Consider the following 12,034-nt stretch of genomic DNA (forward strand, 5'->3'; position numbering starts at 1 on the left):
GTCAGCCGAGTGAAGCGGTCGCCGCCACCAGCTCGGCCAGCGCTTCCCGGCAAAGCTCGCCGAAGCCGCGTTCGTTCGACGGCTCCACCCACCGCTGGAAGCCCGTGGTGAAGGCGAGGCCGCCGATCTCGGCCGCCAGGCTCGCCGCCGGTTCGCCGACGCCGCGTTCCCGCAACGCTTCGGCCGTCGCGGCCCGCAGTTTCGCGCGCTTGAGCAACTCTCGTTCCCGCAGGTCGCTGTGGCCCGCGACCACCACCTGGACCTTGCGCGCCCACTCGCGCCGCTCGGGACCGAACACCTCGCCGATCGCCGTCAGGGCCGCCGAGATCGCCTCGACCGGCGTCGCTTCCGCGGGCGCCGAAGCGATCGATTCGGAAAAGAGGCGGCTCAGGATGTCCTGGCCCGCGAACAGCACTTCGCGCTTGTCGGCGTAGTGGCGGAAGAACGTGCGCTTGGTGAGCCCGGCCCGCTCGGTGATCTCGGCGACCGTGACGCTCTCGTAGCCCCGGTCGAGGAACTCCGCCACGGCGGCGCGCATCAGCCGCTCGCGCGTGTTCGGCTCCCACCGGCTCATGGGCCCAGCTTAGGCGATGGCACTCGGTGTCATCACGGTGCTATGGTGATGACACCAAGTGTCATCACTGCGCGGAGGTCGTCATGCGTGTTTTCGTCACCGGTGCGTCGGGCTGGATCGGCTCGGCCCTCGTCCCCGAACTCCTGGGCGCGGGCCACGAGGTCGCCGGGCTGGCCCGGTCGGACGCCTCGGCGGCCGCGATCGAGGCCATGGGCGGCGAGGCGCTCCGCGGCGGCCTGACCGACCTCGAGCTGCTCCGGAACGCCTCAGCGGACGCCGACGGCGTCGTCCACCTGGCCTTCGGGCACGACTTCAGCCGGATCGAGGAAACGATCGAGACCGACGCGCGGGCCGTCGAAGCGATGGGCTCGGCGCTGGCCGGCAAGCCGTTCGTGGTCGCGTCGGGCACGCCGGTCGTGCCCGGGCGCGCGTCGCTGGAGGACGACAACCCGGACGGCGCCGGTCCGGTGGCGGGCCGCACCGAGATCGCCCGCGCGGTGGTCGCGATGGCCGGGCGCGGGGTGCGGTCGTCCGTCGTCCGCCTGCCGCGGTCGGTGCACGGCGAAGGTGACAGCCACGGCTTCATCGCCCAGCTGATCGGCCTGGACCGCGAAAAGGGCGTCTCCGCCTACGTCGGCGACGGGACGCAGCGCTGGCCCGCGGTGCACGTCGTGGACGCCGCGCACCTGTTCCGCCTGGCGCTGGAGCAGGCCCCGGCGGGCGCGGTGCTGCACGCGGTCGGCGACGAAGGCGTGGCGATCCGCGACCTGGCCGCGGTGATCGGCACCCGGCTGAACCTGCCGCCCACGTCGGTTCCGGCCGGGGAGCTGGGCTTCTTGGGCCTGATCCTGTCGGTGGACCAGCCCTCGGGCAGCGCGCGCACGCAGGAGCTGCTCGGCTGGCGCCCGACGCGGCCCGGCCTCCTCGAAGACGTCGAGAAGGGCCACTACTTCGGGTAGGAGTGGGACAGCGCCGGCGGAGGTGGCGACAGTGACACCCCCGCCGGCGCCGGGCTTTACGCGATCGGCCGGTCCGTCGGCGCGATCGGGGCGGGCAGGAAGTCCCGCCCGGTCAGGAAGGCGTCGACGCCGGCCGCGGCGCTGCGGCCCTCCGCGATCGCCCAGACGATCAGGGACTGGCCGCGGCCCATGTCGCCGGCCACGAACACGTTGTCGAGGCTGGTCTTGAACGCCTTGTCGCGGACGACGTTGCCGCGCCCGTCCAGCTCGACGCCGAGGTCTTCGAGCAGGCCCTGCTTCTGCGGGCCGAGGAAGCCCATGGCCAGCAGGACGAGCTGCGCGGGCAGCTCGCGCTCGGAGCCTTCGACGGGGACGAACTTGCCGCCCTCGTTGCGCACCTCGACCAGCTTCAGCGCCCGCACGCGGCCGTCGGCGTCGCCCAGGAACTCCTGCGTGTTCACCGCGTACAGCCGCTCGCCGCCCTCTTCGTGCGCCGAGGACACCCGGTAGATCATCGGGTACGTCGGCCACGGGTGGGCGTCCGAACGCGACTCCGGCGGCTTGGGCATGATCTCCAGCTGCGTCACCGAACGCGCGCCCTGGCGGTGCGACGTCCCGACGCAGTCCGCGCCCGTGTCACCGCCGCCGATGACGACGACGTCCAAGCCCTCGGCCGAATACGGCGAGACGTCGAGGTCGCCCGAGGCGACCCGGTTGGCCGGCGGCAGGAATTCCATGGCCTGGTGGATGCCGTCCAGTTCGCGACCGGGGATCGGGAGGTCGCGCCAGTCGGTCGCGCCACCGGCGAGCACCACGGCGTCGTGGGCCAGCAGCTCGGACACCGGCAGGTCCGCGCCGACGTTCACCGACGCCCGGAACTCCGTGCCCTCGGCTTCCATCTGCGCGAGCCGGCGGTCGAGGCGGGACTTCTCCATCTTGAACTCGGGGATGCCGTAGCGCAGCAGCCCGCCGATCTTGTCGGCCCGCTCGAAGACCACGACGCTGTGGCCCGCGCGCGTGAGCTGCTGCGCCGCGGCGAGTCCCGACGGGCCGGAGCCCACGACCGCGACCTTCTTGCCGGTCTTCACCGCGGGCACTTCCGGCGTGATCCAGCCCTCTTCGAAGGCGCGGTCGACGATGGAGATCTCGACGCGCTTGATCGTCACCGGGTCGTCGTTGATGCCGAGCACGCACGCGGTTTCGCACGGCGCCGGGCACAGCGTGCCGGTGAACTCCGGGAAGTTGTTCGTCGCGTGCAGCCGCTCGATGGCCTGGCGCCAGTCGTCCCGCCACACCAGCGTGTTCCACTCGGGGATGAGGTTCCCGAGCGGGCAGCCCTGGTGGCAGAACGGGATGCCGCAGTCCATGCAGCGGCCGGCCTGCTTCTCCAGCTTCGTCGACGCGAAGTCTTCGTAGACCTCGCGCCAGTCCATCAGCCGGAGGTCGACCGGACGGCGCTTCGGCTCTTCGCGGGTGGTGGTCAGAAAGCCCTTGGGGTCAGCCATGTGCGGCCTCCATGATCGCCTCGTTCACGTCGCGCCCGTCGCGCTCGGCCTGCACCTGGGCGGCGAGCACGCGCTTGTAGTCCTTCGGCATGACCTTCCCGAAGCGGTCGACGCCCGCGTCCCAGTCGGCCAGCAGTTCCCGCGCGACGGCGGATTCCGTTTCGTCGTAGTGCTTTTCCAGCGTTTCGCGCAGGAAGTCCGCGTCCTCGGAGTCGAGCGGGTCGAGGTCGACCATCTCCGGGTTGACGCGGTGCGCGGGCAGGTCGAGCACGTAGGCGATGCCGCCGGACATGCCGGCCGCGAAGTTGCGCCCGATCGGGCCGAGCACGACCATCCGGCCGCCGGTCATGTACTCGCCGCCGTGGTCGCCGACGCCTTCGACGACGGCCAGCGCGCCGGAGTTGCGCACGCAGAACCGCTCGCCGACCTTGCCGCGGATGAAGATCTCGCCGCTCGTGGCGCCGTAGGCGATCACGTTGCCCGCGATGATCTGCTCTTCGGCGACGTAGCTCGCTTCCTTCGGCGGCCGCACGATCAGCCGGCCGCCGGAGAGGCCCTTGCCGACGTAGTCGTTGCCGTCGCCGATCAGCCGCAGCGTGATGCCCTTCGGCACGAACGCGCCGAACGACTGGCCCGCGGTCCCGGTGAAGGTGACGTCGATGGTGTCGTCGGGCAGGCCTTCGCCGCCCCACCGCTTGGTCAGCTCGGAGCCGAGCATGGTGCCGACGGTCCGGTTCACGTTGCGCACCGGCAGTTCCAGCCGCACCTTGTCACCGGAGTTCAGCGCGCCCTCGGCCAGCTGGATCAGCGTGTTGTCGAGCGCCTTCTCCAGCCCGTGGTCCTGCCGCGTCTGCTGCAGGCGCAGCCCGGCCGGGGCCATCTCGGGCACGTGGAAGATCGGCGACAGGTCCAGCCCGGCCGCCTTCCAGTGCTCGACGGCCTTGCGCTTGTCGAGGAACTCGGCGTGCCCGACCGCCTCGGCGATCGACCGGAAACCGAGCTCCGCCAGGTACTCGCGCACTTCCTGGGCGATGAACTCGAAGAAGTTGACGACGTATTCGGCCTTGCCGCTGAACTTCTCGCGCAGCTTCGGGTTCTGCGTCGCGACGCCCACCGGGCACGTGTCGAGGTGGCAGACGCGCATCATGATGCAGCCCGACACCACCAGCGGCGCGGTCGCGAAGCCGAACTCCTCGGCGCCGAGCAGCGCCGCGACGATCACGTCGCGCCCGGTCTTGAGCTGGCCGTCGGTCTGCACGACGATCCGGTCGCGCAGCCGGTTGGCCAGCAGCGTCTGCTGCGTCTCGGCCAGGCCGAGCTCCCACGGGCCACCGGCGTGCTTGATGGACGACAGCGGCGACGCGCCCGTCCCGCCGTCGTGACCCGAGATGAGCACGACGTCCGCGTGCGCCTTCGAGACGCCCGCCGCGACCGTGCCGACGCCGACCTCGGACACGAGCTTCACGTGGATGCGCGCGTTCGGGTTGGCGTTCTTGAGGTCGTGGATCAGCTGCGCCAGGTCCTCGATCGAGTAGATGTCGTGGTGCGGCGGCGGTGAGATGAGGCCGACGCCCGGCGTCGAGAACCGCGTCTTCGCGATCCACGGGTACACCTTCGCGCCGGGCAGCTGCCCGCCCTCGCCGGGCTTCGCGCCCTGCGCCATCTTGATCTGGATGTCGTCGGCGTTGACGAGGTACTCGCTCGTGACGCCGAACCGGCCGGACGCGACCTGCTTCACGGCGCTGCGCCGCTCCGGGTCGTACAGCCGCTCCGCGTCTTCGCCGCCCTCACCGGTGTTCGACTTGCCGCCGAGGCGGTTCATCGCGATGGCGAGGGTCTGGTGCATCTCCATCGAAATCGAGCCGTAGGAGATGGCGCCGGTGGCGAACCGCTTGACGATCTCCGAGACCGGTTCGACCTCCTCGATCGGCACCGGCGCGCGCTTGCCGTACTTGAAGTCGAACAGCCCGCGCAGCGTCAGCAGCTTCTCGGCCTGGTCGTCGACGGACTTCGTGTACTCCTTGAAGATCTCGTACTTGCCGGACCGGGTGGAGTGCTGGAGCTTGAAGACCGTCTGCGGGTTGAACAGGTGCGGCTCGCCCTCGCGGCGCCACTGGTAGTCCGCGCCGGTTTCGAGCTCGCGGTGCGCCGCCCGGACGCCGTCGGCCGGGAAGGCGTAGTTGTGCCGCTTCGCGACCTCTTCGGCGAGGGTTTCGAAGCCGACACCGCCGAGGCGGGACGTCGTGCCGGTGAAGCAGTTGTCGATGACCTCGTCGCCGAGCCCGATCGCCTCGAAGATCTGCGCGCCGGTGTAGGACGCGACAGTCGAGACACCCATCTTCGACATCGTCTTGCGGACGCCCTTGCCGAGCGCCTTGATCAGGTTCTGCGTGGCTTCCTTCGGCGTCACGCCGGGGATCAGGCCCTGGCGGGCCATCTCTTCGACGGTCGCCATCGCCAGGTACGGGTTCACCGCGGCGACGCCGTAGCCGATGAGCAGCGCGATGTGGTGCACCTCGCGCGCGTCGCCGGCCTCGACGATGAGGCCGACCTGCGTGCGCGTCTTCTCGCGGACGAGGTGGTGGTGCACCGCACCGGTCAGCAGCAGCGAGGGGATCGGCGCGTGGTCCTCGTCGACCCCGCGGTCGGACAGCACGATCAGCCGCGCGCCGTCCTCGATCGCCTCGGACACCTCGGCGCGGATCTCGTCGAGGCGCTTGACCAGCGCCTCGCCGCCGCCGTGGACGTTGTAGCGGCCGAGCACGGTGACCGCCTGGAACTCCGGCAGGTCGCCGTCGTCGTTGACGTGCACCAGCTTCGCGAGCTGGTCGTTGTCGAGCACCGGGAAGGGCAGCACGATCCGGCGGCAGCTGGCGGCGGTGCCGACGAGCAGGTTCGGCTCGGCGCCGATCTGCGTGCCGAGCGCGGTCACGAGCTCCTCGCGGATGGCGTCCAGGGGCGGGTTCGTCACCTGGGCGAAGAGCTGGATGAAGTAGTCGAACAGCAGCCGCGGCCGGCTCGACAGCGTCGCGATGGGCGAGTCGTTGCCCATCGAGCCGATCGGTTCCGCGCCGGTGCGGGCCATCGGCTCGAGGATGGCGTCGAGCTCTTCCTCGGTGTAGCCGAACGCCTGCTGGCGGCGCACGAGCGCGGCGTGCAGCGGGACCTCGCGGTCGCGCTCGGGCAGGTCCTCGAGGTTGAGCAGCCCGGCCTCGACCCACTCGTCGTACGGGTGCTCGGTGGCCAGCTGGGTCTTGATCTCTTCGTCCTCGATGATCCGGCCTTCGGCGGTGTCCACGAGGAACATCCGGCCGGGTTCGAGGCGTCCCTTCCGGACGATCGTCGCCGGGTCGAGGTCGAGCACGCCGACTTCGGAGGCCAGCACGACGAGGCCGTCGTCGGTCACCCAGTAGCGGCCGGGGCGCAGGCCGTTGCGGTCGAGGACCGCCCCGATCTGGCTGCCGTCGGTGAAGGCGACCAGCGCCGGGCCGTCCCACGGCTCCATCAGCGTCGAGTGGAACTCGTAGAAGGCGCGCCGGGCCGGGTCCATCTCCTGGTGGTTCTCCCAGGCCTCCGGGATCATCATCAGGACCGAGTGCGGCAGCGAGCGACCACCGAGGTGGAGCAGCTCGAGCACCTCGTCGAAGGACGCCGAGTCACTGGCGCCGCGGGTGATCACCGGGTAGATCCGCTTGAGGTCGCCCGGGACCAGGTCGGTCTCGAGCAGCGCCTCGCGGGCGTCCATCCAGTTGCGGTTGCCGCGCAGGGTGTTGATCTCGCCGTTGTGCGCGACGTACCGGTACGGGTGCGCCAGGGGCCACGACGGGAAGGTGTTGGTGGAGAAGCGGGAGTGCACCAGGCCGATGGCGCTGGTGACGCGCTCGTCCGTGAGGTCGGCGAAGAAGCGCTCGACCTGCGGCTCGGTGAGCATTCCTTTGTAGACGATCGTGCGCGAGGACAGCGACGGGAAGTAGACGTCGTCCTCGACGAGCTCGTGCTCGGCGCGCTTGCGGACGCAGAAGGCGCTGCGCTCGATGTGCAGCGGGTCCGAATGCTCCGGCTTCGGGCGGCGCGCGGCGAGGAACAGCTGCGTGAAGTGCGGCATGGTCTCGGCAGCGGTCGGCCCGCAGTGCTCGGTGTGCACCGGCAGCTCTCGCCAGCCGAGGACGCGCATGTCCTCTTCGGCGGCGATGCGCTCGATGGTCGTCATGGCCCGGCCGCGGCGTTTTTCGTCCTGCGGCAGGAAAGCGGTGCCGACGGCGTAGGTGCCCGGCTCGGGCAGCTCGAAGTCCACGACTTCGCGGTAGAACTCGTCCGGGACCTGGATGAGCAGGCCCGCGCCGTCCCCGGTGTCCGGTTCGGCTCCCCGCGCCCCTCGGTGTTCCAGGTTGCGCAACGCGACCAGGGCTTTGGCGACGATCGCGTGATCGCGCCGCCCGGTCAGGTCGGCGACGAAGGCGACACCGCAGGCGTCGTGTTCGTAGTCGCTCCGGTAAAGGCCCTCGGCCTCGGCGTTGCTGAACTGCTCCCCGAACGGGGGCAGGGAATTGGCACGGTGGGTCACGGCTGGCCGCCTCCCAAGGCGTTGGCGCGACCGGTACTCACTCCATCGTGTGGTTCGAGCTGAACCGGTTAACGAAGTGGTCCGGGACCGCGATGGTCAGTCGAGAACAGTTGCTGTTGTCGAAGTGCAAGATGCCGCGAAGCGTCGGCCGAGCTCCGATGCTCGGAAACCGGACGCGGGTCATCTGGGAGGCCGCACAGCGCTGGGCAGCCGAACATGTCGGTCCTGCGAGCGCGCACGACGGACCACTGTGGTGGGGGTCAGCCGAGCGCGCGGTGTTACTCCCGGGTTCGCCGGGTCTTATGACGATAGTGTGAATTCGCTGTTATCGACATACGTCGTTGCCCCCGGGTGGGAAATGCCACGCTTGCGTTGACGCGCCAGGGGGTAGTCCCATATGCCGGTCTGTCCCTCCCGATTGCTGGCGTGGCTGGCCGCTGACCTGCGGAAACGTCTGTCCCAAGTGGTCTGGGGCACGTGCCGGCGCGCCGTGGCGGGGTGGGAAGGTGGGGACATGGCGGACTCGGCCGATGACTGATCGTTATCTCTCCGTGGCTCGATCCGGGGTCCACGAGATCGAGATCAAGCGCTCCCGGTTCCTCTGCGCGCTCGCCCCGGCGACGTCGGAGGAGGCCGCGCGCGAGTTCATCGCGGGCCGCCGTCGCGCCGAACCGGGCGCGCGACACCACTGCCACGCGTTCGTTTTGGGGCCGGACGGGCGAACCCAGCGCTCCAGCGACGACGGCGAACCGGCGGGCACCGCGGGCACGCCGATGCTGGAAGTGCTGCGCCGCCGCGAGGTCACGGACACGGTCGCGGTGGTGACCCGCTACTTCGGCGGCGTGCTGCTGGGCGCGGGCGGACTCATCCGCGCGTACGGACAGTCCGTTTCGGAGGCACTGGAAGTTGTTGGTGTACTAGAACACCGGCGTCTCGCGCTGGTGGAAGTGGCGGTGAGCTACGACCGCGCGGGCCGGCTGGAGAACGACTTGCGCGCGTCGCCGTACTTGCTGCACGCGACGCGGTTCGACGAGAAGGCGCGGTTCGAGATCGGCTTGGCGCCGGGGGAGGCGCCGGCGTTCGAGAGCTGGCTGGCCGATCTGACGAACGGCGAGGCATCGACGGCGGAGCTTGGCGACCACTGGGTGACCCGGGGTTCCTGACGCGCCGCCGGACGCGTGCCCGGCTTGGGCGAGGGTCGCGAATGGGTCATCCGCGACTTCGTTTCTGGTTGGTGGCGGCGGTGTCGCGGGGGTCGGCGGCCGCTGGGGTTGGTGAGTGCCCGCCGGGCGCGTGCTCGGTATTCGTGGGCGCTGCCGGGTGTGCTGGGCTTGGGTGAGGGGTCCCGAATGGGTCGTTGGCGGCGTCGGTGGTTCCGAACGAGTCATTCGCGACCTCGCGCCCGTCCGGGTGGCACTGGTGGTGCCGACGACCACGGGTGATCCACCGCGGCCGCGTGGTCCGGTCCGGAACCGCTTGGCGCGCAACGAACTTTCGGTGCTTCCGCCGACCCGCCTTCCCGTGGCACCATGTCGTGTCACCGAGTTCCGGTACCACTTCGATCCCCCGAACGTTGTCAGCGCGGCACATGCCGAGCTGACAACGTTGTCACCACGCCCGACAACGTTGTCGCCCGGCGGAAAGCGTGCGGCAAGGAGAGGAAGGGTCCATGTCCAGACCACTCTCGAGGCTGTCCAGACGGCTGCGCGCGGCCGTGCTCGCCGCGGCCGTCGTGGGGGCGGGGGTCGTCGCGACCCCGGCCCACGCCGCGACGCTGGCCCTCACGCAGTACGTGAATCCCTTCATCGGCACCGACAACAGCAACTCGCCCAACCCCGTGCCGGGCGGGGCCGGCGGCAGCACCTACCCCGGGGCCACCGTGCCGTTCGGGATGGTGCAGTTCAGCCCGGACACCCCGACCGCGTCGCCGTCCGGGTACCGCTACAGCGACACCGGCATCGAAGAATTCAGCCTGACCCACTTCAACGGCGCCGGGTGCCCCAACAACGAAGACCTCGGCCTGCTGCCGATCACCGGTGCCATCGGGACTTCGCCGGGCACCGGCTGGACCGGGTACGCGGGGCGCTACACCAAGGCGAACGAATCGGCCGCGCCCGGCTACTACAAGAACAAGCTCGACAACTACAACACGACCGTCGAACTTTCCGCGACCAAGCGGTCCGGCTCGATGAAGCTGACCTACCCGAACACGACGTCCGCGCGGCTGCTGGTCAACACCGGCCGCAGCGCCACCGGCAACCGGAACGGGTCCATCAGCATCAGCGGCAGCCAGCTCACCGGTGCGGTGACCGGCGGGGGGTTCTGCGGTTCCTCGAAGACCTACCAGATCTTTTACGTGATCCAGTTCGACCGCGCGCCCAGCGGGTTCGGCACCTGGCTCGGCGGCACGGTGAGCGCCGGTTCCGCGAGCACCAGCGGCACGAACTCGGGCGGCTACGTCACTTTCGACACCTCGAGCAACACCACCGTGCAGGCGAAGGTCGGCATTTCGTTCGTCAGCCTGGCCAACGCGCAGGCGAACCTCGCCGCCGAGAACCCCGGCTTCGACTTCGCCGGCGTCCGGTCGGCGGCCGACACGAGCTGGAACACGATCCTCAACCGCGTCCAGGTGACCGGCGGTGCGGCCGCGGACCTGCAGAAGTTCTACACGGCGCTGTACCACGTGTTCCAGAACCCGAACACCGCCAGCGACACCAACGGCCAGTACCGCGGGTTCGACCAGGCGATCCACACCGCGTCGCACACCGTCTACCAGAACTACTCCGGCTGGGACATCTACCGGTCGTGGGCCGCGCTGATCGGGCTGGTCGCGCCGAACGAAGCGAGCGACATCGCGAAGTCGATGGTGCTGGACGGCCAGCAGGGCGGCCTGCTGCCCAAGTGGTCGCACAACAACAACGAGCACTTCGTGATGACCGGTGACCCCGGGCCGATCGTCGTCGGCAGCATGTACGCCTTCGGGGTCCGCGGCTTCGACACCGCGGCGGCGCTCACGTTGATGGACAAGAGCGCAGGCGGCGGCACCACGCAGGGGCAGGCGATCCGCGGCCGGGAAAGCGGCTACCTCAGCCGGCACTACGTCACCGAAGACCCGTCGGACTCGCTCGAGTACTCGGCGTCGGACTTCGCAATCGCGCAGTTCGCGAAATCCGTCGGTGACACGGCGAAGTACACCGCGTACATGCAGCGCGCCCAGTGGTGGCAGAACGTGTTCGGCACCGACTCGGGCTACGTCCAGCCGCGCGGGAGCACCGGCACGTGGGCCTGGCCGGTCGTGCCGTCCAGCAACAGCGGCTACACCGAGGGCAACCCGTCGCAGTACACGTGGATGGTGCCCTACAACTACCAGGGCCTGATCAACCTGATGGGCGGCACCAAGACCGCCGTCCAGCGGCTCGACCACCACTTCACCCAGCTCAACGGCGGCCTCACCCAGCCGTACTTCTACATCGGCAACGAGCCCGAGCACGGCGTGCCGTGGGCGTACAACTACGCGGCCCACCCGCAGGGCACCAGTTCGGCGGTGCGGCGCGTGATGAACGAGTCGTTCACCACCGGCGCGGGCGGCGAGCCCGGCAACGACGACCTCGGCGCCACGTCGGCGTGGTACGTCTTCGCCGCGCTGGGCATGTACCCGGCGACGCCGGGCGCGGACGTCCTGGCGCTGCACGGCCCGTTGTTCCCCTCGGTCTCGATCGTCCGCCCGAGTGGCACGATCCAGATCACCGGCACCGGCGCGGGCCAGGGCGCGCAGTACGTGCAGAACCTCAGCGTCAACGGGACCGCGACGACGAGGTCGTGGATCCGCTACGGCGACATCGCGGGCGCGTCGACGCTGAACTACACGATGGGCTCGTCGCCGAGCGGCTGGGGCACGAGCACCGCGGACGTCCCGCCGTCGTACAACGACGGGTTCACGCCGCCGCCTGCCGCGCCGGACCTCGGCACGAACCTGGCGCAGGGCAAGGCGGCCACGGGCTCGGCGACGTGCAACTCGGCCGAGAGCGCGGACAAGGCCGTCGACGGCAGCCTGGCGAACAACAGCAAGTTCTGCAGCACCGCGGCGACGAAGTTCCTCCAGGTCGACCTCGGGTCGGCGCAGAACGTGTCCTCGTTCGTGGTCGACCACGCCGGCCTCGGCGGGGAGACGACGGGCTGGAACACCGGCGCGTTCACGATCCAGACGTCGACCGACGGCTCGACGTGGACGACGGTCGCGAACGTGTCCGGTTCGCGCGCCAGCCGCACGTACCACCCGATCACGACGCGCTCGGCCCGGTACGTGAAGCTGAACATCACCACGCCCGCCAACGACGGCAACGGCGCGGCGCGGATCTACGAGTTCGAGGTCTACCGCTGACCCCCCGGTCGTGAGTGTTCAGGGCGGTTCTAACCGTCCTGAACACTCACG

Annotated in this window: 6 protein-coding genes; 3 read left to right on the forward strand and 3 right to left on the reverse strand. The window is 70.0% G+C overall.

Annotated features, from left to right (window positions below; all coding sequences use genetic code 11):
- Position 1: 1 nt before the first annotated feature.
- Positions 2–574, reverse strand: a complete 573-nt coding sequence (locus AB0B33_RS20860) for a helix-turn-helix domain-containing protein (protein WP_360774121.1) — start codon at positions 572–574, stop codon at positions 2–4.
- A gap of 83 nt (positions 575–657) precedes the next feature.
- Here AB0B33_RS20860 and AB0B33_RS20865 point away from each other — a divergent pair, with 83 nt between their 5' ends.
- Positions 658–1,533: an SDR family oxidoreductase gene (locus AB0B33_RS20865; RefSeq protein WP_360774124.1), complete on the forward strand. Its 876-nt coding sequence runs from the start codon at positions 658–660 to the stop codon at positions 1,531–1,533.
- Between the two features lie 56 nt (positions 1,534–1,589).
- Here the strand turns inward: AB0B33_RS20865 and AB0B33_RS20870 are convergent, their stop codons facing one another.
- Together AB0B33_RS20870 and gltB are read right to left on the reverse strand one after the other, a co-directional pair.
- Complete coding sequence (locus AB0B33_RS20870) at positions 1,590–3,038, reverse strand: glutamate synthase subunit beta (protein WP_360774126.1); 1,449 nt, start codon at positions 3,036–3,038, stop codon at positions 1,590–1,592.
- Positions 3,031–7,602: a glutamate synthase large subunit gene (gltB, locus tag AB0B33_RS20875; protein WP_360774129.1), complete on the reverse strand. Its 4,572-nt coding sequence runs from the start codon at positions 7,600–7,602 to the stop codon at positions 3,031–3,033. Before gltB ends, AB0B33_RS20870 begins: the two co-directional genes overlap by 8 nt.
- Before the next feature lie 530 nt (positions 7,603–8,132).
- Between gltB and AB0B33_RS20880 the strand changes: the two genes are divergently transcribed.
- Complete coding sequence (locus tag AB0B33_RS20880) at positions 8,133–8,765, forward strand: YigZ family protein (protein WP_360774132.1); 633 nt, start codon at positions 8,133–8,135, stop codon at positions 8,763–8,765.
- Positions 8,766–9,271: 506 nt separating this feature from the next.
- Positions 9,272–11,983 carry a GH92 family glycosyl hydrolase gene (locus AB0B33_RS20885; protein ID WP_360774135.1) on the forward strand — a complete coding sequence of 904 codons (2,712 nt, stop codon included), beginning with the start codon at positions 9,272–9,274 and terminating at the stop codon, positions 11,981–11,983.
- Positions 11,984–12,034 lie beyond the last annotated feature (51 nt).

The sequence above is a fragment of the Amycolatopsis sp. NPDC049159 genome (genome assembly GCF_040648295.1).
Taxonomy (GTDB): Bacteria; Actinomycetota; Actinomycetes; order Mycobacteriales; family Pseudonocardiaceae; genus Amycolatopsis; species Amycolatopsis pretoriensis_A.